This window comes from Streptomyces sp. NPDC006872 (assembly GCF_040635845.1).
GTDB lineage: Bacteria > Actinomycetota > Actinomycetes > Streptomycetales > Streptomycetaceae > Streptomyces.
The window spans coordinates 185,622-210,012 of the sequence record NZ_JBEYIL010000012.1 but is presented as its reverse complement, the minus strand read 5'-3'; the positions used below and the strand labels follow the sequence as shown (position 1 = coordinate 210,012).

The window sequence follows — 24,391 nt, the reverse complement described above, 5'->3', positions numbered from 1 at the left end:
CTCTTCAGCGCCCAGGCACCGGGCTCAGGGCTCCGCGCCTGCCGCCCGCCTTGAGCACGCCGCTCGGCAGCTCCCGGCCGACGGCCCGCTGGGCAGAGCCCGCAGCTTCGACCAGGGCGTCCAGATCGCACCCGGTGGCCACGCCCATCTCCTCGCAGAGATAGACGAGTTCCTCGGTGGGCACGTTGCCGCTGGCCCCCGGCGCGAAGGGGCAGCCGCCCAGTCCGCCGATGGACGCGTCGATGTCGACGACGCCGATCTGCAGGGCCGCCAGGATGCACGCGAGTCCGGCGCCGCGCGTGTTGTGCATGTGCAGGCCCACGGGGATGCGCGGGGCGATCTCCTGTACGGCGCCGATCAGTTGGACGACCCGGAGGGGTGTGGCGGTCCCGATGGTGTCGCCCAGGCACAGGGCGTCGGCTCCTTGGGACACCGCTTCCCGCGCGATGTGCAGGACGCGGCCGTCCGCGGTCGGGCCGTCGAAGGGGCAGTCCCAGGCGGTGGCGACGATCACTTCGCAGGTGCCGCCCGCGTCGTGCACCAGGGCGGCGATCCTGCCGACCCCGGCGAGCGCCTCGGCGGTCGGGCGCTTGACGTTGGCGTGGCTGTGGCCGTCCGCAGCGGACACGACGTACTCGATGTTACGGATCCCCGCCTCCAGGGCACGGTGGGCTCCGCCTTCGCTCGCCACCAGCGCGGACCACTGGACGTCCGGCCACTGGTGCAGCGCCGCCGCGACCTCGCGGGCGTCCGCCATCGCGGGTACGGCACGCGGGGAGACGAAGGCGGTGGCCTCGATGCGCTTCAGGCCGCTGCGTACGAGCAACTCCAGCAGCCGAAGTTTCTCGGCGGTGGGGATCGGGCGCTCGATCTGCAGACCGTCGCGCGGGCCTACTTCCCGTAGGTTGACTGCGGTCGGCAGCGGCAGCGTGGTCGTCACGGGGGTTCCTTCGTTCCGGCGGTTCATACGACACCCTCGCGCCGCAGCTCCGCGATCTCGTCCGGTCCCAGGGCGAGGAGTTGGCCGTAGACCTCTTCGTTGTGCCACCCGGGTTCCGGCGGGCCCGCCCAGCGCACCGCGCCGGGAGTCCCGGACAGTCGCGGTACGACGCCGGGGCCGAGGACGTCCTCGCCGAGGCGTTCGTCGTGATGGGGAACGAGCATGTCCCGGGCCTGGAACTGGGGGTCGGCGACGATGTCCGCGGCCGTGTACACCGGGCCGGCGACGACGTCCGCCTCCTCCAGCCGGGACAGCGTCTCGGCGGCGGTCCGTTCGGACACCCAGTCCGCGACGATCGACTCGATCAGGTCCTGGTGCTCCCCGCGGGCGACATGGGTGGCGAAGCGCGGGTCGACGGCCAGTTCGGGGCGTTCCATCGCGGCGCACAGCCGCCGGAAGACCGTGTCCTGGTTGGCCGCCACGATCAGCCACTTCTCGTCCTTGGTGCGGAAGAGGTTCGAGGGGGCGATGCCGTCCAGCCGCGTCCCCGAGGGCTGACGGACCTTGCCGAGCCGGTCGTACTCCGGGATCACCGACTCCAGCAGGGCGAGCGACGACTCGGTCAGGGCCACGTCGACCACCTGCCCCTGGCCCGTGCGCTGCTGGTGGAGCAGGGCGGCGAGCACACCCTGTACGGCGAACATCCCGGCGAGCGAGTCCCCGAGGGACACCGCCATCCGGGGCGGGGCCTGGCCGGGGAACCCGTTGATCGCCCGCAACCCGCCCATGGCCTCCGCCACCGAGGCGTATCCCGGACGGTGGCGATAGGGGCCCGTCTGGCCGAACCCGGACACCCGGGCGAGGACGACACCGCGGTTGGCCGCGCTCAGCCGGTCGTACCCGAGGTTCCAGCGCTCCAGCGTGCCCGGACGGAAGTTCTCGATCACGACGTCGGCCTGTCGTACGAGGTCGAGGAACAGGCTCTGTCCGCGTTCCGAGCGCAGGTCGAGGGTGACGCACCTCTTGTTGCGCGCGTGGATCGTCCACCACAGCCGGTGCCCGCGGTAGGCGTGCTGTCCCCAGTCCCGCAGCGGGTCCGGACGGCCGGGTGCCTCGATCTTGATGACGTCGGCGCCGTGGTCCGCGAGCAGCCGGCCGGCGAAGGGGCCCGCGACGATGGAGCCGATCTCCAGCACCCGTACGCCCGTCAGGGCACCGCCGGCCGTCTCGTGCTGTGCGGCCTCGGCGGCGTCTTCGGCTTCCGCACGCACCGGCATGACGCTCCTTCGATCAGGTGTCCGCCTCGGTGTGGGGGGCGGAGGGAGGGATGACCCCGCAGGACAGCTGAAGAGTCGTCAGGGCCGCTGTCCTGCGGGCGATTCGGGGCCGTCAGGTCAGGTCGAGCGCGGCGATGCCCGCCTCCGCCACGAGAATGTCGGTCTTGGGGTCACTGCCTCCGACGCCGATGGCGCCGATCACCTTGCCGTCCTTGATCACCGGCAGTCCGCCCGGGAGGTTGACGAAGTCGGCGGCTGCAAGGCTCAGGGCGGTGGCCGGCTCGGGCGGGATGTCACCGGTCGGCTGCCCCATGTACGCCGCTGTCCGCGCCTTCTTCAGCACGACATCGTGCACGAGCCTCGGGGCACCGTCCATCAGCGCCCAGGACCGCAGATGACCGCCCGCGTCGACGATTCCCACACCGACCGGCGCGCCGAGTTCACGGGCCTTCTCGACCGCGAACTTCAGCATTTTAAGAACGCCCCGCTCGCCGAGCTGTTCGGTGATCACTATTTCGGACATGCCGTTGCCTTCCCGAGGTGGGCCAAGACGTCTGGTTCGACTGGGGAGTTGGGGAGTTACGGAATTACTGAGGGCGTTCGGTGGCGAGGATGTCCGTGATCCTGGCTCGCAGAACGCGCTTGTCGACCTTGGAGATGTTGGTCAAGGGGAACTCGTCGATCGGCTCGATGCGCTCGGGCCACTTGAACTTGGCGACGCCGATCCCGTCGAGGTACTGCTGGACCTCGCCGAGGTCGGGGGCCTGCGCGCCGGGCTTGGGCACGATGAAGGCGCAGGCGCGTTCCCCGAGTCGTTCGTCGGGCATGGCGACCAGGGCCGCGCGCTCCACGGCGGGGTGACGGACGAGGAGATGCTCGACCTCCGCGGCGTTGACCTTTTCGCCGCCCCGGTTGATCAGGTCCTTGATGCGGTCTTCGAGCCGGTAGAAGCTGCGGCCGCCGTCCGGGACCTCGACGACGATGTCGCCGGTGCGGTAGAAGCCGTCGGAGGTGAACGCCTCGGCGTTGCGCTCCGGTGCCCGGAAGTAACCCCGGATGGTGTACGGGCCACGGGCGCACAGCTCGCCCGGCGTGCCCGGCGGCACGACGTCCTCGGTTCCCGGCGCGTACACACGGGCCTCGTCGAGCGGGCTGACCGGTGTGCCCACCGTGCGGTGCCTGATCTCGGGGGGCGACGAGGTCGGTGTGACCATGCACAGTCCCTCGCCCATGCCGAACATCTGGATGATCCGGCGCGACGGTGTCTCGAAGGTCGCCACGATGTCGGCCGACAAGGGGCCGTTCACCCACACGAGCAAGCGCAGGCCGTCCAGTGCGTCGAACAGCTCCGGATCCTGCGTCACCAGGGCCGCCAGCGCCGGCGACAGCATGGTGTGGGTGATGTGCGGGGCGATCGCCTTGAACTGGGCGGCGTCCGGCGCGGCGATGGCGACACAGCCGCCGACCGAGTGCGCGGCGTGCACGGCGCAGACGATCCCCGCGTTGTGCACCATGGGCAGGAGGTGGGCCACAGTGCCGGTGGAGTCGAGGTCGATGCCCTCGGCGTAGGACCGCGCGTTGTACCAGTACTCGGTGTGCAGCCGGGGGATCAGCTTGGGGATGTTCGTCGTGCCGCCGGAGAGCTGGAGTACGGCCAGGGAGTCGGCGGGGATGGTGTTCTGGATGGCCTCGACGGCGGCGCGGGCGACCGCGGGATCCTCCGCGCGCCCCGTCGACTCCAGCGCCTCCAGGGCGATCGCGCCGGCGGGCGGCGCGGCGCTGCCGAGGGTGAGCAGTCGGCGCAGCGTCGGCTGCTCCTTCGCCACTTCCGCGGCCAGGGCGACCAGGTCGTGGCCGTGGAAACCGGGCTCGATGAGATGCGCCGCCGGTTCGGACTGGCGGGCGATCTCAAGGATCTCGTGCCGGCGGTGCAGGGCCAGGGTGGCGATGGGCACCAGCCCGGCCTTGAGGATTCCGTACCAGGCCAGCGCGGACCAGACGTGGTTCGTCATCTGCAACAGCACCCGGTCCCCGGCCCGCAGCCCGAGGTCCCGCAACCCGAGGGCGATCCGGTCGGTGCGGCGGTCCAGTTCGGCATAGGTGAGGCGGGCGTCGGGGGTGACCACCGCGAGATGGTCGGGGTGGGTGTCCGCCACCGCGCGGAACTCCTGCGCCAGCGTGCGGTCGGACCAGAAGCCGGCGGCACGGTAGCGGCGTACCGCCTCCTCGGGAAAGGCCACGATGTCGGGGAGTTCGGGTTCCGAAGTCGGCGCTGACTCGGAGGTGGTCGTCATCGGCTCATCCGCTCCTCTGTCCAGGGAACCAGTTCGCGTACTGCCGCCGCGGTCCCGGACTCGTCGCCCTCGGCGAGTGGCCTGCCGAAGTGATCGGCCCGGATACGCAGATGGGTGGCATCGTCCGCCTTCAGGGCCGCCAACGCGTCCTGGACATCGCCGGGGAACACCGAGCAGTCGCCGGTGTACTCGATGACCAGGGTGGGGATCGTCACCCCGCCCAGGGACCGGACCAGCGACGCGTTCGACGAGACGCCGGACCACGTCGACAGCCATGCCTCCGGGGTGGTCAGCCGTCCGAAGCCGGTGACGCCGTAGTTCGACACCGACGGCCGTGCGCTGATCACCGAACCGTAGGGCCGGTCGGACGGGTCCAGGCGGAGGTCGGTGCAGCGCGGGTCGGCGTCCGTCCGGTAGGTGGTGATGATCGGCGTGAGGACACTGCGTCGCCGGTCCGCCGCGTCGCCCGAGCCGCTCTTGAACCTCTTGCGGGCCGCGAGTTGGTCGGCGATGAGTTCGCGCGCCCGCTCGTCGATCCGTGCGACCCGGGCCCACTGGGCCGCTCCGTAGCGGTCGAGGAATCCGGCGGAGTAGTTCGATCCTTCGGGCGCCTCGCCGAAGCCGTTCGCCGGGTTGTACGGGTCGAGGTCGGGGTCCACCGAGAACGGGTCCTCCTCGTCCGTCACCGAGGCGTCGATCATGGAGAGGAGCAGCCGTCCCTGGCCGGGGTGCGGCGCGACGAGAACGAGCCCGTCCGGCGCCGGCATCGGCGCCTCCCCCAGCTTGACCGGTGCCCCGCCCGGAGTCCTCGTGATGCGGTCCGAGGGCGCCGTCAGTGCCTGCTCGGCGTAGAAGGAGTAGAGCCCGGCGCCCCCGGAGTGGCCGATCGGCACGATGTGCTCGAAGCCGCGCTCGCGCAGGAACTCCATGCCCGCGGCGACGTCCAGCAGCGCGGTCTCGTGGATCAACCGCAGGTCGTTGCCCACTTCGCGGCCGGCCTGGGCCCAGACGGAGTGTCCCGCCGCGAGCAGACCGGGGATCAGCGGGTGTCGCTGCAGATCCTGGCGCGGGTGCATGAGACAGAACACCGTCCGGCTCGCCGCGGCGGGCTCGTACAGGGTCCCCCGGGACACCTCGCCGTCGTACGAGATCAGGGTGTGCAGGCTGATGGCGGTCTTGTCGGGCAGGGGCGCCGGATGCCAGTCCGTCGCCAGGGTCGCCCTGCCGCGGCCCGAGGGGGCCCGGGCGGGCGTGGTGCCGATCGTCGTGGTTTCGGTCATGCCTCCACCCTCAGTACGTCGCGGTCGAACCGTGTGATCCGGCCTTCCAGGCCACCCGCGGGCAGTGTGAACCACACGGCCAGGTGCAGCCCGGACTCCTTGCGGTCGATCTCGAACGGGCTGTCGCTGTGGATGACGACATAGCCGTCGCGCTGAACAACCGGGATTCCGGACCGGCGGGCGTACTCCACCGCGCCGCTCCACTCCGGCTGGTCGACCACATGGATCGCGGGGCCGCCGACCGGGGAGTTGACCTGCGCCTTCGCTCGCCAGACGTCCTGGACGGACGTGCCGCCCGACTCGATCGCCGTGGCCAGCCCGGCCATGGTCCGCTGCGCGTCGTCGGCGTCGAGCCGGGTCAGTTCCCTCAGCGGCCGGGTGAACTCGAAGAAGATCCCGTTCGGGTCGTCCACGTAGATCGACTCGATGGTCTCGTGCTCCACCGTCATGACCTTGTACCCGGCGGCCTTGAGCTTGTCGCGGTACGCCATCAGGCTCGCCTCGTCGGGCACCTCGACGGCGATGTGGTTGGACTGGCGCAGCACCTGGTGGACGGGTTCCGGTCGCGGCCAGCCGAAGTAGTAGAAGAACGCGAGGGTGTCCCCGTTACCGATGTCGAAGAAGAAGTGGACCATGTCGGGGTTGTCGTCCTTGCCCCAGCCGAGGGCCGGAACGGCGTGGACGAGCGGGAATCCGAGGAGCTCCCCGTAGAAGCGGACCGTCTCGACCGGGTCCCAGCACGGGAAGGCGGTGTGATTCGCCCCGAGAGTTCCGACCTTGTTGGCCTCACCCTTGCCGGTGGAGGCCTTCTGGAGAAGCACGGCAGTTCCCTTCACCGATTCCATGTTTTCCATCATGGCGATTTTTCAACGCGAGTGTCAATAGGTGGAGTGGGCAACGATCCCTCGCCGACCCCCCGCAGATGTGCGACCAGCTCGTCGGGCAGGGGAATGGACTCCAGCGTCTCCCCCGAGGTTCGCGCGTACACCTGGGTGAGCCGCATCTGCACCGCCGGCTCCGGGGCGCCCACGAGTGCGAAGTCGCTGCGGAACGTGAGTGAGCGCTTCGAGAGCTTGTCCAGCCACAGGGTGGCGTCCAGCTCGTCGTCCAGCCGGAGAGGGCTGCGGTAGGAGAGTTCGGCGTGCACGGCAGGCAGGCCGAAGCCGGTGGCCAGCATCTGCGATGTCGCGAACCCCGCATCCGCCAGCCACTCGCTCGACATGCTCTCGGCCCACCTGGTGGGCGCGGCGAAGTAGATCACCTGGGCAGCGTCCGTATCACCCATCGCGACCCGGAATCTGCGGCGCAGGAGCGGTCCCGAGCTGCTCCCGCATGGATCCGTACTCATGAACCCTCCATGACGTGGACGAGATCCGTACGCCCGGCGACCACTCCGTCGACGGCGTGATGCAGATGGCGAGGGCCTGCCGCGACGTCGACGAGGACGGGGAGTTCGGCTCTGATCCGTTCTCCGACGGCCAGGCGGTCGAGCAGGGCGCCCTGGGAGTCCTCACCGGTCAGCCGGATGACGGCGGCGCCTCGGCGCATGAGCTCCTGCGCCCGTTCGATCAGTTCGGTTCCGTCCGGCCCCCAGGCGTCGCCGCCGTCCACCTGGACGGTCGCGGTGGTTCGGCCGGGACTTTCGTGGAGTCGGCGGGGGTATTGGTGATGCGGCGTGCTGACGGGCTGCTCCAGCACCCAGTCCGTGAGCCCCGAGTCGGGCACCTCGTCCGGCCCGACACCGGCGAACTCCGCCAGGGCCTGGGCCGCGAGGTCCCGGTCGGAGACCAGCACGTCGTCCAGCGACACGGCCCCTGCCCTGCTGAGGTAGGCCATGGCCATCCGGGCGGGGCTGAGGTACTGGCGCGCCTCGAACGACTCCCACCACAGCTGGCTCCGGGTGGCGCGTTCCTGCAGCCGTTCGACCTGGGGATGCCGGATCTGCTCGAAACGCTCCAGGGCGGCTGCGACCGGTTCGTCCTCCAGAGACGTCAACGCGTCGGCCAGCGCTATGGCGCTCTCCATCGCGATCTTCGTCCCGGAGCCCAGCGAAGGGTGTGCGGTAGCTGCGGCATCCCCGAGCAGTACGACCTTGCCGTGGTGCCAGCGGGTGCACCGTACGGTGTTGAACCAGCCCCAGCGCGACCGGTTGCCCGAGAAGGATCCACCGCCCAGCTGATCGGAGAACGCCCTGGACAGGTACTCCAGCGCCGCGTCGTCCGACTCGCCCTCGTCGGAGAACTGCCGGTCGCCGAACCCGGCCCGGCTCACGGTCTCGGCGGACGCCTCGATCACGAACGTGGAGCGTTTCTCGCCGTACGGGTAGGCGTGGGCGACGAACAGCCCGTCCTGGGTCTTCACCGGGATGAACACCCCGCCGTCGAGCGGCGCATCGGCTCCGCACCAGATGAACCGGCCCCGGCCCGGGGTGACTTCGGCTCCGAACTCCTCCCGGTAGCGGCTTCGGGTGGCGCTGGCGGCCCCGTCGGCGGCGATCACCAGGTCGGCGTCGTCGAGCACGTCGGAGACGTCGCACGAGTGGCTCTCCACCTGTACGCCCGCGCCGGTCGCCCCCTCCAGCAGGATCCGCAGCAGCCGCGCGCGACCGATCGCACCGCTGTGGAACCGGCCGAGGCTCGCATCCCCCTGCGGCAGCCGGAAACCGCTCGACGAGAACGTGTACGCCGCTCCGGTGATCTCCCGGTACAGGTCCGGGTCGGCCTGCCGCAGTGCCTTGAGGAGGCCCCCGGTGAGGCCCACCCCGAAACCGAACGTCTCCTCGGGAGGGTTCCGCTCATGCAGTGACACGAGCCAGTCGGGGTGCCGAAGGGCCAGTAGCCGGGCCACGAAGAGCCCTGCGGGTCCGCCCCCGAGTACGTGAACACGTCGAACTGTCATGCTCTACGAATACCCCGAGTTCGACTGTCTAGTCAATGATTTTTCATTAGTGTCAAATTCGCTTGGGCGAGGAACCGCCGGCCGACTGTCGGGCAGGACAGGGCTCGGCCGGCGGTTGATCCCTGGCGGCGCCGCTCGGGCGGCCCTCAGTCGACGAGGTCCAGGGCAGCCCGTACGACGCTGTCGGCGTCGATGCCGTGGTAGCGGTACACGTCGTCCAGCGCTCCGGACTGGCCGAACCGGCTCACGCCGAGCGTCGTCACGGGCACGTTGTTCACCGTGGCGAGGAAGGCCAGGGTGTGCGGGTGGCCGTCGACCAGCGTCACGAGGGGTGCGGCCCGCTCGGCCGGGAAGACCTGGTCCAGGATCCAGCCGGGGGCATCGTCCTGGCCCCGCCGGGCCTGCAGGGCGCGGAAGAGCAGGTCGGGGCTGGTCACGCAGATGACGTCGGCCGCGTGGCCGAGGGCGGCGAGGCGCTCGGCGGCGGCCAGGGCCTCGGGGACCATGGCACCCATGACGGCGATCGTGACGGTGGGCGCGTCGGCACGTCTGATCACATAGGCCCCGGCGACCGTCTGGCGCCGACGACGCTCCCTGGCCGCGGGGTCGGCCGGTACGGCGGCCAGACTCTGGTCCACCGGTCGGGTGGACAGCCGTAGATACGCCGAACTGCCGTCGGGCTTACCGAGGTTGGACAGTGACGCCAGCAGGCACCACTCCGTGTCGATACCGAACGCGGGCTCGTACGAGACGCATCCGGGCTGCTCGATGCCCAGCGACGGGGTGGTGATCGACTGGTGGGCGCCGCCTTCCGAGGCGAGGGTGACGCCGGAGGGGGTGCCGACCAGGATGGACTGGCCGCCGGCATAGATGCCGAACGACCAGGGTTCCAGGGCCCGGTTGACGAACGGGTCGTAGACCACGCCGATGGGCAGCAGGGGTTGCCCCCAGCGGCTCCAGGTGGCGCCCAGCTCGCCGAGCACCCCCACCAGGTTCGTCTCCGCGATGCCCAGCTCCACGTGCTGGCCGGACGGCTTCTCCCGCCAGTGCAGGATGGTCTCGGCGTCGTCGGCGAACCAGTCGGTGCGCTCGGCCGGCGACCAGACCCCGACCTTGTTGAGCCAGCCGCCCAGATTGGTGGACGAGCTGACGTCCGGGCTGACCGTCACGATCCGGCCCGCCGCGTCCGGAGCCTTGCGGGTCAGGTCCAACAGCACGCGCCCGAGGGCCTGTTGGGTGTTGCCGGTGCCGCCGGGGGCGGGCCGGCCGAGGTCGGCGGGGATCGCGGGCGGGCTCAGTGACTCCTGGTGCGGCCTGCGGAGCCGTTCAGCCGCCGAAACACACAGCGCCGCCTCCGCGGAGCCGTCGGCGAAGTCCCGCCAGGGAGCGTCGAGATCCTCGCCCAGGCGGGTTGCCAGCTCCGCCATCTGGTCACCTGTCAGGAGGGAGGAGTGGTTCTGCGGATGCCCCTCGGTCGGCAGACCGTGCCCCTTGACGGTGTAGGCGAAGATCACGGTCGGGCGGGAGTCGTCGATCTCGTCGTACGCGTCCAACAGGGCTCCGAGGTCGTGGCCGCCGAGGTTGCGGACCGCGCCGTGCAGCGTGTCGTCGTCGACGTCCGCGACCAGCCGGGCGATGGGCCCCGAGCCCGAGCCGGTGCCGGGCAGCCGGTCGCGCAACTGCTGCGGTGTGCAGCGCAGCAGGCGCTGGTACTCGGGGTTCTCCATGGTGTCCAGGCGCAGCCGCAGTTCGTCGCCGCCAGGACGGGCGAACAGGTCCTCCAGGAGCTGCCCGTACTTGAGGGTCAGGACCTGCCAGCCGGCCGCGGTGAACATGCCGCGCACCCGTTCCGCCGCAGCTCCGGGCACCACACGGTCCAGAGACTGCCGATTGAGGTCGACGACCCAGACGATCTCACCGAGACCGGCCACGGTGGGATCCTGCACCGCCTCCCAGATCGCGCCCTCGTCCAGTTCCGCGTCGCCCAGCAGCGAGTACTGCCGGCCGGCCCCGGCACCGCCGAACCGCCCCTCGACATAGCGGCGCGCGAGGGCTCCCCAGACGGGCGCAGTCGCCCCGATGCCCACCGATCCCGTCGAGTAGTCGACCGGATCGGGGTCCTTGGAACGGCTGGGGTAGCTCTGCAGACCACCGAAGGACCTCAGCTCGGTGAGGTGGGACGGGTCGAGCTCGCCGAGCAGGTAGTTGATGGCGTGCAGCACGGGAGAGGCGTGCGGCTTGACCGACACCCGGTCGTCCCGGGTGAGTTCGTGGAACCACAGGGCCGTCATGATGGAGGTCATCGACGCGCTCGACGCCTGATGACCGCCGACCTTCAGACCCGAGGGGTTGGGCCGCACCCGGTTCGCATGATCGACGATCGCGGTGGCGAGCCACAGCACACGCCTCTCGACGCTGCCGAGAACCCGTAGCAGTTCCCGCCGGGAATCGTCCCGTATCTCCGGACCCGCCGAAGCGACACCAACGACCATGACTTGCCTCTCTGAACTCCCCGGCGACCGGTGTGAACAGCGCCGCGGTCGGATTTCAATGAATGTCGGATTTCAATGAATCAGGACGCGTAGGAGGGGCCGGCCGCATACGCCCCGCCACCGGGTGCCCGGCGGGCGATCAACTGCGGTACGCGTCCAGCCACCCCTTCTCCACGTAGACGTGGCACGTCCCGCAGGCGGCGTTGCCGTTGCGAGATTCGACCATCACATATGTCAACTATCTTACGTTAGCGTCAACCCTCGTCAAGTGTGACCGCGCAGCCGATCCCCGATTGTTGACATGTTCGTCCAATAACCATCAGACTTGTTGACGCAGCTGGTGAAGCACATCGGGCTTGTTCCTCAACAGGGAAGAGAACGTCATGAAGCTTGTGCGCATCCATGGCGCGGGCACCGGCCTGGTGGCCGGCCCCGCGGGCGGCGAGGTCGTCGTGGACATCGCGCGCGGCCTGGATGAACTCCGACGGCACGAGCGAACACTGGTGGAGACCCTGGAGCCGTACTTCCCCCAGGGCGGCGGAAGCTGGCTTCCGCTGATCGAGCGGTGGCAGGAAGTCGGAGACCACCTGCGCGTTCTGGTGGATGTCCTGGGGAGCGGACAGCACACGCCCTCGGCCGTCCAGCCGTTGACGGCGGTGCGGTTGGATCCGCCCCTGCCCGACCCGGGCGTCCGTATCTTCGCCCTCGGCGGCAACTTCCCCCTGCACGTCTCCGGGATGGACGGAGGCGGAGCCATGGAGCTCCCGGACTCGGTGCGGCAGGGGGCCGCGGGTGGCGTTCCGCCGTGGGGGTTCTACGTCATCCCCGGCACCGTCGTAGGCCAGGACGCGGCGGTCACCCCGCCGCCCGGCACCCAGAAGCTCGACTACGAGGCCGAGGTGGCGGTCGTACTCGGGGGCGGTGACCACGAGCCGGGCAGTGACCGGATCGACGTCTGGGGCTTCACCGCCTGGAACGACTTCAGCATCAGGGACGCGGCGCTCGGTCTGTCGAAGACCGACCACGGTCCGCTGACGTGGTCACTGACCAAGAACTTCCGTACCGGCAACAGCTGCGGTCCGTTCATGGTGGTCGACGAGCCGATCCCCGAGGACGGCCTCGGGATCATGTGCAAGGTCAACGGGGAGGTACGCCAGGACGGTTCGACCTCGGGCATGCAGTACTCCTTCGGGGCCACCGCGGCCCATATCTCGGAGTACGCGCCCCTCGCCGGCGGCGACATGATCCTTTCCGGAACCCCGGGCGGCACCGCGATGGAACAGGGCCTCGACGGCCCGTACCTGAAGGACGGGGACCTCGTCGAGGTCCTGATCGAGGGGGCCGGAACGCTGCGCAACCGCGTGGCGCTGAAGGGCTGAAGGACTGAAGGGCTGACCGAATCCCGAGAACCTGAGAAGAGACACATGCGCTGGGTCACAAGAGCCGATGTCCATCTCGACCGGGTGGCCTCACCCTGGCTCATCCTCCGCTTCATCGACCCCGAGGCCGAGTTCGTGTTCATCGACCCCGACGGGCCCTGGCCCACCGATGCCGTCTCCTTCGCCATGCCGGGTGCGGAGATCGGGATACACGACGAGGACGGCACCACCTTCGACAAGCTCCTCGCCCGCTACGAACTGACGGACCCGGTACTGCTCGACATCGCCGACGGGGTCCGCGCCGGCGTCCACCAGGTGCTGGGGGGCGAGCTCGGAGACCTGTCGGCGGAGTCCGTCTCGCTCGGGTTCGGCCTGCTCGCGCTCGCCGAGGGGATCATGTTGCGGCACCCCTCCGACCAGCGGAACCTGGAGCATTCGATGGAGATCTACGACGCGCTCTACGCCTACTTCTGGGGCCGGCACCGCGATCCCCGGACCGGCGCGGCCACGTTCTGGGACCGGATCGCCGAACTGCGATCGGCGTGGCCGGACAGAAATTGACGAACTCGTCGAACAGAACAATCCACCGTGCGAAAGGTCTCCTGATGGGCGTCGTGATCGCAGGCGCCGCCGGAGCAGCGGCCGGAGCCTGATCGCCGCCCTGCGGTCGCGCGACGTCGAGGTCGTCGCGCTCAGCCACAGCGACGCGGGTGAGCGACGACTGAGTGACACGGGGGCGGTCGTGGTCCGCGCCGACCTCACTGCCCCGGCACAGTTGCGCGAGCCGTTCGCCGGTGCTCAGGCCGTGCATGTGATCCCCCCGTCGCGCACCCCCTTGAGGATGCCCTGGTCCGGAACGCCGTACAGGCGGCCGTGGCCGCCGGCGTGCCGCGCCTCGTCCATCACTCCGTGGGCCACCGGCTCCGGCTATCCCTTCTTCGCCAAGCACGACCTCGCCGGTGCCCTGGCGGACGCACGCGGGGAGAACGGACGGGTCGCGGTGAGCGACACGCTGCGGGTCAAGGGCCAGAGCAGCGTGTTCTCCTGCAAGTAAGCGTGCAGGCGCTGTTGATCAGGTGTCCCGGCCTACTGCCTCCGACCAGGAGGCGCCGCCCGCGACCAGGCGTCGGGCCCTGTTGAACTGCCGGGGATTGCCTCCGAATCCCACCGCGCCCACGACCGTGTCACCGTCGCCGAGCACAGCCAGATAGCTCTCCTCCTCCGGGCCTCCGTCGAGGAAGTGGACATGCTCCGCGCGGGCCCTTCCGGCGAGCTGAATGCGCCGGCCGAACTGGTCGGACCACACATAGGGCACCCCGGTGTACGGTTCCGCGGCCCCTGGGTCGAGCAGGTTCAGCGCCGCCCGTCTCGCCTGTTCCCGGGCGTTGGTCCAGTGCTCGACCCGGATGGTCTCGGAGGTTCCCGGGCGCGGCCACCGGGCCGCGTCCCCGACGGCGTGGACACCCGGGGCGGAGGTCCGCAGTGTCGCGTCGGTGATGACACCGTCGTCGACGGCCAGCCCCGAGTCGGCCAGCCACCCGGTCGCCGGCACCGCGCCGATCCCGACGACCACGAGATCCGCGTCCAGTACGGTGCCGTCCGTCAGCTCGACCTTGTCGACCCGGTCGGCCCCCAGGAGCCTGGCCACCCCGACCCCGCAGGTCACCCGTACTCCGTTGGCACGGTGAAGACGGACGACGGGTTCTGCCAGGTCCGGGCGCACCGCCCGCTGGAGTGCGGAGGGCGCGGCTTCGACGAGTGTGACGTCCAGGCCGAAGTGACGTGCGGCCGCGGCGATTTCGCAGCCGATGAAGCCGGCTCCGACCACCACCACGGACGGACTGCCCGAGCTCATGGCCTCCTTGATGCGCCGGGCGTCGTCGAGGGTGCGCAGGGTGTGCACTCCGTCGAGGTCGAACCAGCCTCGCGGGCGTACGGCCTGGGATCCGGTGGCGATGATCAGCCCGTCGTACGGAATGCGCGACGTGCCCACGCGCAGCGTGCGCGACGTCAGGTCGAGGGACTGCGCGGGGGTCCCGAGGTGCAGGTCCACCCGCAGGTCCGCGAGTTCCCCCTCGGTGATGAGACGGACCTCGTCCTCATCCATCTCGCCGATGAGGAGTTCCTTCGACAACGGCGTCGGGTTGTAGGGGAGTTCCGGGTCGGCGCCGACGAGGGTCAGCCGGCCGTCGTAGCCGGCGGCGCGCAGCGTCTCCAGCGCCTGCACGCCCGCGACGCTGCCGCCGACCACGACGATGTTGCTCAGCATGTCCGCGCTGCCCTCAGTCCTTCGCGGCCCGGTCGCGCTTGGCGACGAGCTCCCCCACGAACTCGTCGTCGAAGGAGTGGTCCATGCGCTCGGGGTCGATGTCGTCCCGCTGGGTCATGTCACGGTTGGGGTCGTCGTAGGCGAAGGTGTATCCGTGGCCGCGGCCGGCGAGGATCTCCCACCAGTTGCCGTCCATGTCCTGGAAGTAGAACGAGTACGCGCCGTGCTGCTCCTGCGGCTTGTGGATGCGCCCCAGGCCGTACTCCTCCTTGAGGCTCAGCAACGTGGCGTGTGCCTCGTTGACGGCCTCGTTGCTCTCCAGGTCCAGGCCGTTGTGGTCCACAAGGCGCATGGGACTCTTCTGCCCGTCCTCGATGACGACGTAGACATGCTCTGATCCCAGCCGGATCAGCAGGCCCACGGGGGCGTGCTGGATCACCTCGAAGCCGAGGACCTCCTCGTAGAAGCGGCGCGACTTCTGGATGTCGACCACCGACAGGGTGCCGTGAGAGATCATCTCGATCTTGATCAGCGGCTTCTTCGTGCGGTGACTCTTGGTGATCTTCGGCTTGATTTCGGCCATGACGCGTTCACTCCTTTGTGCGCGGTGTACGGCGGTTCTGCCAAGTGGTCAGCTGCGGGGCGCGACCGTCATTTCGAGACCGTCGAGGTCGGGGCCGTACTCGATCTGGCAGGAGAGCCGGGAGTTCTCCCGGCGCTCGGCGACCTCTTCGAGCATCTCCGCCTCGTACTCGTCCGGCTCCGGCAACCGGTCCAGCCACTCCTTCTCCACGTAGACGTGACACGTCCCGCAGGCGGCGTTGCCGTTGCACAGGCCGATGATTCCGACCTTCATCGGCCGGAGCTGGAGCAGAAGGGCCTTCTTGTCGTGGGGTTCGAGCTCGTGACGGACGTCATCGCGGTCATGAATGATGATCATTTGGCGGCTCCTCGGGCGTCGGGCGTGCTCCACATCCAGATTTCCGTCACGCCCGTCAACTATCTTACGTAGGCGTTGAGGGCCGTCAAGATGGGGGACGCGATTTCCATTCGGACGCCTCTTCGCCGGCCATGCCCCGCGCGAGGCATGGCCGGCCCCCACCAGACAGGGACCGCTGATCCATGGATAAACCTTCCTCTCCCGCCCCCGCGCAGGTGCTCCTACGGTCGAGGCTGCGGGCGCTCACCGGCCCGCCGTAACGAAGGAGAGAGACCCCCCATGAAGTTGACTGGCAACACGATCCTGGTCACCGGCGGCACTTCCGGTATCGGCCTCGGCCTGGCCGTACGCCTGCACGAGGCCGGCAACAAGGTGATCGTCGCCGGCCGGCGCAAGGAACTCCTCGACGAGATCGCTGCCGAGCACCCGGGCATCGACGGGCTCGTCCTCGACGTCGCCGACCCCGAGTCGATCGCCCGGACCCGTGAGAGCGTGGCGGCGAGCTACCCGGAGCTGAACGTCCTGGTCAACAACGCCGGCATCATGCTGCGGGAGAACCTCCTCGACCCGGCCGAGCTCCCGATCGCCGAGGACCACGTCACGGTCAACCTGCTCGGCACGATCCGGATGACGTACGCGTTCCTCCCCCTCCTGATCGGCAAGGGCGACGCGGCCGTCATGAACGTCACCTCCGCGCTGGCGTTCGTCCCCCTGCCGATCACCCCCACCTACAACGCGACCAAGGCCGCGCTGCACTCCTTCTCCGAGAGCCTGCGCGTCCAACTCGACGGCGCCGACGCCGGCGTCCAGGTCATCGAGGTGGCCCCGCCCGGCGTACGCACGACCCTGCTCGGCCAGCAGGACGACCCGAACTCCATGCCGCTGGACGAGTTCCTCGACGAGACCCTCGCAATCCTGCGCGACAAGCCCGACGCCAAGGAACTCGTCGTCGAGCGCGCCAAGTTCGTCCGCGACGCCGAGCGCAACGGCGCCTACGACCAGGTCCTCGCCATGCTCAGCGGCGTCTGAACCTGCTCGTGACACACAGAGGGGAAGCGACGACGTGAAACCCACGAACGAGGACGCCGTCGAAATCGCACGGGTGCTGGCCCTCTGGGGCCACATCATGGACGACCGCCGGCTGGACCGCCTCGGCGAAGTCCTCACCGAGGACGCGGTATGGGACGCCAGCGCCTTCGGCCTCGAACCGGCCGTGGGACTGGAAGCGGTCACCGCCGTCCTGGGTGCCGAGGGGCACGCACGCGCTCATCACACGACGAACATCGTGGTGTCGGAGGGCCCGGGCGACGCGGCTCGTGTCCTGTCCAAGGGCCTGGGCGTCGTGGACGGCGGCACCGTCATCAGCGCCGTGTACACGGACGAACTGCGCCACACCGCCGACGGCTGGCGCATCTCCAAGCGGGCCATACGCGTGAGCTGACCATCGGGGTCGTCCGCTGCGGCTCCGATCCGAAAGCCCTGGCTGCTTGTCCGCGCAGGCCAACGGCGCGTATGACGATGGCCTGGCCATCCTCGGCGACGTCGTCCGAGCGGGTCCTGGTGGCCTCATTCCAGCCGCCCCGGTGGCGGCGGACGCCCGTCCCACCCGCCCTGCCGGCCACGCAGGGCGGGTCCATGGTGGGCACGACACCCGGACCCATGCCGCAGAGCCACACCCCGAGGCGCTGCAAGGCGTCCGCCCGCCCGGGCGTAATCGGCCACAGCCGGATCGGGAGCAGGCGCGGATCGGGATCAGGCGTCGTCCGCGAAGACGGAAGCGGCGCTCGCACAAGGCCCGGGACCACTCACTCTGTGGTCCCGGGCCCTTGCTGCCGTGGGCGAACAACGCGCTGCGTTCCGGCTCGGCGCAGCCGCGCCCGGCCGTGGTCAGACGCCGTCGACGGCTGCGCGATGCCGGTTCCCGGCAGTCGCTACCGAGCCGGGGAGAGCAGCCCCTTCGCGAAGTCGAGCTGTTCCTTGTGGAAGGTCGCGCCGACGTGGTGGTGATCGATGTTGTGGCCACCGCCCAGGATGCGCCGAGCAGTGACCGAAGGCGCAGCGGTGAACGAGTCCCTGAAGGCGGCGACCGATTCGTCGCTGCTGTGCCAGAACCCTTCATGCTCGGCCAGCCCGTAGTGGACGGGCACCTCGATCCTCGCGGCGACGTCTGCGAAGTCCGTGCACCACTGGCCCGCCACCTCCACCAACTCCGCTATGGGAACAGCCGATTCGGCGTGCTTCGCGATGTCGAGGACACCCGGGTCGTACGTGCCCTCAGGTCCGTACATGAACCGCAGGAGGTGCTCACGGCTGAACTCGAGCGAGCTGGTCGGCGACTCGGACTTCAACGCCTCGTTCGACCGCTGCGACTCGTGGTGGATTCCGCTGACGGAGACACCGAGGAGCGGCCAGGTGCGGTCGCCGGCCGCCAGATGCAGCGCGATCGCACCGCCTATCGAGTGTCCGACGAGGACGATCCCGGGGGCGTTCGAGAGATTCCGGTGCCAGAGTTCGGCGACGGCCTCCTGGAGCACCTCGGCATTCCGGCGGAACGAGACCTCCCCCTTCAGCGCGGTGCTGCCGCCGTAGCCCGGACGATCGAGGGACACCACCGGAAATCCCTCGCGCCGCGCGGCGTCCACCAGCGAATAGCCGGCCACGTCGAAGTACGACGCGTTGTAACCACCTCCGGGAAGGCAGACCAGCAGCGGCATTCCGGGACGGCCCGGTTCCTCTATGCCGGTGATCCGGATGTCCCCCAGGTCGAGAGTGATGCGGTGCGCAGTCATTCTAGTAGCCGTTCTCCGGAAGAAACTTTTGCAGAAGCTCTTTGTATTCCTGCGGGAAAGTCCGGTGAACCATGTGCCCGGCGCCCTCGATCGTCTCCAGGCGGCCCGCGGGGAGGAGTCGAGCGGCCTCGGCCAGCCCCTCCTGGGGGGTGTAGCTGGTGGACCCTCCGCCGATGATGAGCGTCGGGGCGGTGATCCTGGGGAGGTCGTTCCACCAGGACGGATCAGGGTTGTGGATCTGGTGCACCAGTGAGGTGGCCGCGGAGAAATCGATGGGAACCCCACCAGGAACTTCATCGGAACCTTCCGGGAAGTCCACGTCGATGGGAGCGGTGTCCTCCCAGACCATCCGCTCGATCCGCTCGGGCCATTTCTCCGCGAAGATGCACCCGACCCGTGCTCCCATCGAATGGCCGATCAACGTGAAGCGGTCCACAGAAAGCGCGTCGGTGAACGCTTCGAGATCGCCGCACCCCAGCTCGAAGGAATACGTTCCGGGCCACACGCTTTCGCCATGGCCGCGTTGCGTGAGGGCCAGGACGTGGTAGCGCTCGGCAAGGAAACTCGCGATCTCGTCCCAGTCCCGCGCGTCGTACATGAGACCATGCAGCAGAATGACCGGTGGCGCATCCGGATCGCCCGCCTCGCGATAGTGGAAATCCAATTGCGAAAGCTCGATGCGGTGATCGCTGAAAACGGTCATCTGTTCTTCCGTTCGCTCGGAGGGAGGCTGGTCGACAGCGGCGTGATGTGGCTCGTCTCGCTGTGAGCGCCCTCGGTGCCGACCGTATGAGGGCCTCCGCGCGGGCGGGAGAGGACCACTCATCCAGGGATTGGCGGTCTCTGGATAGCCGGGCGGGATGCGGCAAGGATGGAAGCATGGACAAGAAGGAACTGGCGGAATTTCTGCGCCATCGGCGTGAGACGCTGCGCCCCCGCGATGTCGGAATGGTCGAGGGGCCGCGCAGGCGCACCCAGGGGCTGCGCCGCGAGGAGGTCGCGCAGCTGGCCGGCATGTCCACCGACTACTACGCCCGCCTGGAACAGCAGCGTGCCCCGCAGCCCTCCGTCCAGATCACCACCGCCCTCGCCCGGGCGCTGCGCCTGACCCAGGACGAACGCGACCATCTCTTCGTCCTCATCGGCCACAACGCCCCGGCCCGCCTCCAGCGCTCCGAGCACGTCAGCCCGACGCTGATGCGGGTCCTGGACCGCCTGGACGACTCCCCCGCCTTGGTACTGACCGACATGGCCGACACCCTCGCGATGAACCCGCTGGCCATCGCCCTGCTCGGCGACCAGACCCGCCACACCGGCCTGGCCCGCAGTGCCTACTACCGCTGGTTCATGGACCCCGCCGAGCGCCTGGTCTACCCCGAGGAGGACCATGAGCACCACAGCCGCACCCAGGCAGCTCGCCTGCGCGTCGCGCTGACCGCCGGCAGCGACACCCCCAGAGCCGCCCGCATCCTCGCCGAACTCCAGGAACACAGCCCCGAGTTCGTCCGCGCGTGGGAACTCCAGGAAGTCGCCCAGCGCTACGACGAGAGCAAGACCATCGTCCATCCCCAGCTCGGCCGTATCGACGTCGACGGCCAGGTCCTCTTCACCGACAACCGCGCCCAGACCCTCGTGGTGCTGACCACCCGCCCCGGCACGGAAAGCCACAGCAAGCTGGAACTCCTCTCCGTCATAGGGCACCAGCAGCTCACTTCGTGACGTCCTGGCTCGACCCGTGTCGTCGGCCTCGACGACCGGCCACGCTCACCTGTGCCGCTCCGGGCCGGACGCCGTCGAGCGCCGGACGAACGCCTTCCGCCTTGGCCTGCGCACCGGCAACGAAATGACGGGAACACCCTGATGGACGCACCGGACGACACGGCCGCCGAGCGGGCCGACGCCGCCCGCAACCGTGCCCGGCTGCTGGAGGCGGCGGCCGGGCTGGTGGCCGAGCGTGGCGCCGCGCACGTGACGATGCACGAGGTCGCGGAGGCAGCCGGGGTGGGGAAGGGCACGCTCTTCCGCCGGTTCGGCGACCGCGACGGGCTCCTGCTCGCCCTCCTCGGTGAGGCCGAGGCCGAGTTCCGGGCGGCCTGCATCGAGGGTCCCCCGCCGCTGGGCCCGGGAGCACCTGCGCGGGACCGGCTGGAGGCGTTCGGCTGTGCGCTGATCGAGCGCATCGCCGCCGACGCGGACCTGGGCGCCGCGCTGGGACGCCAGGTGCTGCACGAGCGTCGCCACGCCTCCGACACCGGCCGCGCGTTCCACCGGCACGTCGCAACTCTCCTGCGAGAGAGCGGAGTCGACGGGGACCACGACATGCTCGCCCACGCCCTGCTCGCCTTCGCGAACTTCGAGACGACGGACTACCTGCACGCCGGGTGCGGGTTCCCCGTCGAACGCCTCCAGGCCACATGGGTGGATCTCGTACGGCGGGTGGTCCGGGCCGACGGAGTGTGAATCGGGAAGGTCCGCATCGTCGAGAACCCGTCCGCCGACCCGCGAGCCGCAGAGCGATCCCGCACGTGCGGCGGCTGCTCAGCAGGCGGTCGGGGCTGCGCCGCGGTCCGCTTCCGGGAGGTGCCTCTCCGCCCAGGCGGCCAGTTCCGTGAGAGCCGGTTCAAGCGCCCGGCCCGCTTCCGTCAAGCGGTACCACTCTCCCGCCGGGGCATGACCTTGTTCATACGATCAGCTCCAGGATGGTGGCGTTGGCCAGCCCGCCGCCCTCGCACATGGTCTGCAGTCCGTAGCGGATCTTGTTGTCCACCATGTGGTGGATCAGGCGGGTCATCAGGATCGCGCCCGAGCCGCCGAGGGGGTGGCCGACGGCTATCGCTCCGCCGAGCGGGTTCACCAGTGCCGGATCGGCGCCGGTCTCGGCCAGCCACGCCAGGACGACCGGGGCGAACGCCTCATTGCATTCGAACGCCCCGATGTCGCCGATCGACAGCCCGGACCGCGCAAGGGCCTTGGCGGTCGCCGGGATGGGCGCGGTCAGGACCATCACCGGGTCGTCCCCGGCAAGCGCGAACGTGTGCAGCCGTACCAGAGGCTTGAACCCCAGTTCCCGGGCCCGCTCGGACGTCATGATCAGCAGGGCGCCGGAGCCATCGGACATCTGCGACGCGTTCCCCGCGTGGACGACGCCGTCCTCCTTGAAGACCGGCTTCAGCTTCGACAGGCTTTCCACGCTCGTCCCGCGCCGCACGCCCTCGTCGGCGGTCAGCCCGGTCCCCGGTACGAAGGTGTACTGCTTGTCCAGGGCTCCGGAGTCGATGGCCGCCGCCGCCCTCGCGTGGGAGAGGGCCGCGTACTCGTCCAGTTGCTGCCGCGACAGCCCCCACTTCTCGGCGATCAGCTCGGCGCCGAGCCCCTGGTGGATCCGTTGCCCGGCATACCGGGCAGCGGCCATCGGGCCCATCGGCCTCTCGAGGTCCCCGCCGGAGGCGGTCCCCATCGGCACCCGCGTCATCGACTCGACACCGCCGGCCACGGCGATGTCGTACTGCCCCGAGATCACTCCCGCGGCGGCGAAGTGCACCGCCTGCTGCGACGATCCGCACTGCCGGTCCACCGTGACGGCCGGGACCGACTCCGGCCAGTCGGCCGCCAGTACGGCGCTCCGGCCCAGGTTGAACGCCTGCTCACCGACCTGTTCGACGACGCCCCACACGACGTCGTCCACCAGCGCCGGGTCGAGGCCGGACCGGTGGGTCAGCGCGTCGAGCACATGCGCCGACAGGTCCACCGGATGGACGTCCGCGTACGCGCCTTTGCGCTTACCGATCGGCGTCCGCACCGCTTCCACGACCACTGCGTCACGGGGCATGGCGTGCCACCCTTCACCTGGTTCAAACGCTGTTTGAACAGACGCTAACCCCGTCACGCCATCACCATCAACACTCTCGTCATTTAATTATCGATCACGTCAAATCCAGGTGACCGCCCTCGCGGGCGAGGCCGACGAGGAGCTCGTGACCGCGCCGGGTGCGGCCCGCTTCGCGGTGCGCGGGAGTGCGTCGACCCCGCACGACGCCGTCCTGGACGCGGCGGTCGTCGGCGCCGCGGCACTGCTGCCGTGAACGCGGGCTCGAACGGCATGTCAACGCGTCGTTAAATTCGCCGTCCCGCAGCCTTGACGCCCATCGACACAACGGTTAGATAATTGACGCGGTCGACACATTGGACGCCGGCGAGCACTCTCCGGACCCGGGGGCACAGGGGGTTCGGGACCCGAGTCGAAGATCATCCGGAGCTGCGTTAGCCTCGTCCCGTAAACGGAAATTGAGTTTCCGTTTAGCTTGAAGTGATCCAGCCTGGAGGCATTCATGAGCACGGCCCCTACCTCGAACCTGCACCTCGACTTCCCGGCCGACTTCCGCGGTGCCGTCTTCCGCCCCGGTGACGACGGCTACGACGAGGCCAGGGCCGTGTACAACGGCCGTGCCGCCGACTCCGGGCCCGCGTTGATCGCGCGATGCGTGGACGAGGAGGACGTCGTCACCGTCCTGCGGTACGCGTCCGCGGGGGACATCCCGGTCGCCGTACGGGGTGGTGGCCACATGTCGGACGGCCTGGCGATGCCCGGCGGCGCCCTGGTCGTCGACCTGTCCGGCATGCGGGAGATCAGTGTCGACCCGCAGACGCGTGTGGTGCGGGCACAGCCCGGTGTACTGCTCGGGCAACTGGACGCCGCCACACAGCAGCACGGTCTCGTGGTGCCGGCCGGGACGGTCAGCACCACCGGCGTCGCCGGACTCACTCTCGGAGGCGGCATCGGGCACCTCATGCGCCGCTTCGGAGCGACCGTCGACAATCTGCTGGCCTGCGAGATGGTCACCGTCGACGGTCGCAAGGTCCGCGCGGACGAGAAGGAGAACCCCGAGCTGTTCTGGGCGCTGCGCGGTGGCGGCGGCAACTTCGGAGTCGTCACCGCGTTCGAGTTCCAGGCCCACCGGGTGGGCCCGGACGTCGTCAGCGGGCAGATCATCTTCCCCGGGGACCAGGCCGCCTCGATCCTCGCCAAGATCCCCGGTCACATGGCGGACGCCCCTCGTGAGCTCGGGCTGCTGATCGCGATCACCGACGCGCCCCCGCTGCCGGCTCTGCCCAAGGAGGCGCACGGCCGGCCGGTGCTGGTCCTCGTCCCGGTGTACACCGGGGACCCGGAAACGGCGGACAAGGTGATCGAGCCCCTCGCCGCCCTCGGCCACCCCGTGGCCAATCTGGTCGCCAGGACCCCGTGGGTACAGGCCAACTCGATGCTCGACGCCATCGCCCCCTACGGCGTTCGGATGACCCTGCGCGGGGGATACCTCCCTGCTCTCACCGACGACGTCATCGACGTCCTGCTGGAACGTGCCGCCGCGGCACCGCGCCACCCCGACGCGAGCACGACGTTCAACGTGTGGTGCCTGGGCGGCGCGTTCTCCGAGGACGTCGACGAGGACTCCGTCGCCTTCTCCCGCGAGGGCGCCGCCTTCCTGTGGGAGGCCGTCACCATGTGGCAGGCGCCGGAGCACGACGCGCGGTACGACGAGTGGGCCGAGGCCACGCTCGAGGCGGTCCGTCCGCACGCGTTGGCGAACGGCTACACCAACCTCACCGACGACCAGGGCGAGGAGTGGCGCCGCGGTGTCCACGGCAGCCCGGAGAAGTTCCGCCGTCTGACCGAGGTCAAGACGGCCTGGGATCCGCGCAACCTGCTCCGCCACAACAAGAACATCACCCCGGCCGACGCCGGGTGATCCATGGCGGCGGGGCGGGGCCCGGGGGGGCCGCCCCCCCCCGGACCCCCCCGACCCAAAAGACGACCGCCCCGCCGACCCGACCG

The 24,391-nt window shown here is 69.6% G+C and carries 24 protein-coding genes and 1 pseudogene; 9 read left to right on the top strand and 16 right to left on the bottom strand.

The window, feature by feature from the left end:
- Positions 1-4 precede the first annotated feature (4 nt).
- The 9 genes from ABZ725_RS32735 to ABZ725_RS32695 form a co-directional block, all read right to left on the bottom strand.
- Entirely contained in the window at positions 5-940 is a 936-nt protein-coding gene (locus ABZ725_RS32735) for a hydroxymethylglutaryl-CoA lyase (protein ID WP_358806104.1), read from the bottom strand.
- Between the two features lie 23 nt (positions 941-963).
- Entirely contained in the window at positions 964-2,217 is a 1,254-nt protein-coding gene (locus tag ABZ725_RS32730; protein ID WP_358806103.1) for a CaiB/BaiF CoA-transferase family protein, read from the bottom strand.
- Positions 2,218-2,329: 112 nt separating this feature from the next.
- Positions 2,330-2,740, bottom strand: coding sequence for a heme-binding protein (locus ABZ725_RS32725; protein ID WP_358806102.1), 411 nt, complete (start codon positions 2,738-2,740; stop codon positions 2,330-2,332).
- 64 nt (positions 2,741-2,804) lie between these two features.
- Entirely contained in the window at positions 2,805-4,511 is a 1,707-nt protein-coding gene (locus ABZ725_RS32720; protein ID WP_358806101.1) for an AMP-binding protein, read from the bottom strand.
- Positions 4,508-5,791 carry a hypothetical protein gene (locus ABZ725_RS32715; RefSeq protein WP_358806100.1) on the bottom strand — a complete coding sequence of 428 codons (1,284 nt, stop codon included), beginning with the start codon at positions 5,789-5,791 and terminating at the stop codon, positions 4,508-4,510. Before ABZ725_RS32715 ends, ABZ725_RS32720 begins: the two co-directional genes overlap by 4 nt.
- Positions 5,788-6,636, bottom strand: coding sequence for a VOC family protein (locus ABZ725_RS32710; protein ID WP_358806099.1), 849 nt, complete (start codon positions 6,634-6,636; stop codon positions 5,788-5,790). Before ABZ725_RS32710 ends, ABZ725_RS32715 begins: the two co-directional genes overlap by 4 nt.
- Positions 6,637-6,644: 8 nt before the next feature.
- Complete coding sequence (locus ABZ725_RS32705) at positions 6,645-7,139, bottom strand: thioesterase family protein (protein WP_358806098.1); 495 nt, start codon at positions 7,137-7,139, stop codon at positions 6,645-6,647.
- Positions 7,136-8,689 carry an FAD-dependent monooxygenase gene (locus ABZ725_RS32700; RefSeq protein ID WP_358806097.1) on the bottom strand — a complete coding sequence of 518 codons (1,554 nt, stop codon included), beginning with the start codon at positions 8,687-8,689 and terminating at the stop codon, positions 7,136-7,138. The genes ABZ725_RS32705 and ABZ725_RS32700 overlap by 4 nt, the downstream gene beginning before the upstream one ends.
- A 146-nt stretch (positions 8,690-8,835) precedes the next feature.
- Positions 8,836-11,181: a pyruvate dehydrogenase gene (locus ABZ725_RS32695; protein ID WP_358806096.1), complete on the bottom strand. Its 2,346-nt coding sequence runs from the start codon at positions 11,179-11,181 to the stop codon at positions 8,836-8,838.
- A gap of 383 nt (positions 11,182-11,564) precedes the next feature.
- Here ABZ725_RS32695 and ABZ725_RS32690 point away from each other — a divergent pair, with 383 nt between their 5' ends.
- The 3 genes from ABZ725_RS32690 to ABZ725_RS32680 all read left to right on the top strand — a co-directional run bounded on the left by ABZ725_RS32690 (position 11,565) and on the right by ABZ725_RS32680 (position 13,614).
- Positions 11,565-12,560 carry a fumarylacetoacetate hydrolase family protein gene (locus ABZ725_RS32690; protein ID WP_358806095.1) on the top strand — a complete coding sequence of 332 codons (996 nt, stop codon included), beginning with the start codon at positions 11,565-11,567 and terminating at the stop codon, positions 12,558-12,560.
- Between the two features lie 45 nt (positions 12,561-12,605).
- Entirely contained in the window at positions 12,606-13,121 is a 516-nt protein-coding gene (locus ABZ725_RS32685; RefSeq protein WP_358806094.1) for a chromate resistance protein ChrB domain-containing protein, read from the top strand.
- Positions 13,122-13,401: 280 nt separating this feature from the next.
- On the top strand, positions 13,402-13,614 hold the full coding sequence (locus ABZ725_RS32680; protein WP_358806093.1) for a hypothetical protein: 213 nt from the start codon (positions 13,402-13,404) through the stop codon (positions 13,612-13,614).
- Between the two features lie 18 nt (positions 13,615-13,632).
- Here ABZ725_RS32680 and ABZ725_RS32675 read toward each other — a convergent pair whose 3' ends face one another.
- Genes ABZ725_RS32675 through ABZ725_RS32665 form a run of 3 tightly spaced genes read right to left on the bottom strand, consistent with a single transcriptional unit; the run spans position 13,633 to position 15,769 of the window.
- Complete coding sequence (locus tag ABZ725_RS32675) at positions 13,633-14,829, bottom strand: FAD-dependent oxidoreductase (RefSeq protein ID WP_358806092.1); 1,197 nt, start codon at positions 14,827-14,829, stop codon at positions 13,633-13,635.
- A gap of 13 nt (positions 14,830-14,842) precedes the next feature.
- Positions 14,843-15,412, bottom strand: a complete 570-nt coding sequence (locus ABZ725_RS32670) for a VOC family protein (RefSeq protein WP_358806091.1) — start codon at positions 15,410-15,412, stop codon at positions 14,843-14,845.
- Between the two features lie 48 nt (positions 15,413-15,460).
- Positions 15,461-15,769, bottom strand: coding sequence for a 2Fe-2S iron-sulfur cluster-binding protein (locus ABZ725_RS32665; protein WP_358806090.1), 309 nt, complete (start codon positions 15,767-15,769; stop codon positions 15,461-15,463).
- Positions 15,770-16,048: 279 nt separating this feature from the next.
- Here ABZ725_RS32665 and ABZ725_RS32660 point away from each other — a divergent pair, with 279 nt between their 5' ends.
- Both ABZ725_RS32660 and ABZ725_RS32655 read left to right on the top strand, forming a co-directional pair.
- Positions 16,049-16,798 (top strand): SDR family NAD(P)-dependent oxidoreductase, encoded by a 750-nt coding sequence (locus tag ABZ725_RS32660; protein WP_358806089.1) that lies wholly within the window; start codon positions 16,049-16,051, stop codon positions 16,796-16,798.
- Between the two features lie 34 nt (positions 16,799-16,832).
- Positions 16,833-17,210, top strand: coding sequence for a nuclear transport factor 2 family protein (locus ABZ725_RS32655; protein ID WP_358806088.1), 378 nt, complete (start codon positions 16,833-16,835; stop codon positions 17,208-17,210).
- Between the two features lie 490 nt (positions 17,211-17,700).
- Here ABZ725_RS32655 and ABZ725_RS32650 read toward each other — a convergent pair whose 3' ends face one another.
- Positions 17,701-18,558, bottom strand: a complete 858-nt coding sequence (locus ABZ725_RS32650; protein ID WP_358806087.1) for an alpha/beta hydrolase family protein — start codon at positions 18,556-18,558, stop codon at positions 17,701-17,703.
- Between the two features lies 1 nt (position 18,559).
- The gene (locus tag ABZ725_RS32645; RefSeq protein ID WP_358806086.1) at positions 18,560-19,261 is read right to left on the bottom strand and encodes an alpha/beta hydrolase; all 702 of its coding nucleotides are present in this window, start codon (positions 19,259-19,261) and stop codon (positions 18,560-18,562) included.
- Positions 19,262-19,437: 176 nt separating this feature from the next.
- Between ABZ725_RS32645 and ABZ725_RS32640 the strand changes: the two genes are divergently transcribed.
- Both ABZ725_RS32640 and ABZ725_RS32635 read left to right on the top strand, forming a co-directional pair.
- On the top strand, positions 19,438-20,277 hold the full coding sequence (locus ABZ725_RS32640; protein WP_358806085.1) for a helix-turn-helix transcriptional regulator: 840 nt from the start codon (positions 19,438-19,440) through the stop codon (positions 20,275-20,277).
- 141 nt (positions 20,278-20,418) lie between these two features.
- A complete protein-coding gene (locus ABZ725_RS32635; protein WP_358806084.1) occupies positions 20,419-21,018 on the top strand; it encodes a helix-turn-helix domain-containing protein in 600 nt (199 codons plus the stop codon).
- A 78-nt stretch (positions 21,019-21,096) separates the two neighbouring features.
- On the opposite strand, the pseudogene ABZ725_RS32630 reads toward ABZ725_RS32635, so the two are convergent.
- Positions 21,097-21,216: pseudogene (locus tag ABZ725_RS32630) on the bottom strand (winged helix-turn-helix transcriptional regulator); the annotation flags it as partial.
- Positions 21,217-21,238: 22 nt separating this feature from the next.
- The gene (locus tag ABZ725_RS32625; RefSeq protein ID WP_358806083.1) at positions 21,239-22,387 is read right to left on the bottom strand and encodes an acetyl-CoA C-acyltransferase; all 1,149 of its coding nucleotides are present in this window, start codon (positions 22,385-22,387) and stop codon (positions 21,239-21,241) included.
- A gap of 109 nt (positions 22,388-22,496) precedes the next feature.
- On the opposite strand from ABZ725_RS32625, the gene ABZ725_RS32620 reads away from it, so the two are divergent.
- Positions 22,497-22,640: a hypothetical protein gene (locus tag ABZ725_RS32620; protein WP_358806082.1), complete on the top strand. Its 144-nt coding sequence runs from the start codon at positions 22,497-22,499 to the stop codon at positions 22,638-22,640.
- A 246-nt stretch (positions 22,641-22,886) separates the two neighbouring features.
- Entirely contained in the window at positions 22,887-24,305 is a 1,419-nt protein-coding gene (locus tag ABZ725_RS32615) for an FAD-binding oxidoreductase (RefSeq protein ID WP_358806081.1), read from the top strand.
- The last annotated feature ends 86 nt before the right edge of the window (positions 24,306-24,391 follow it).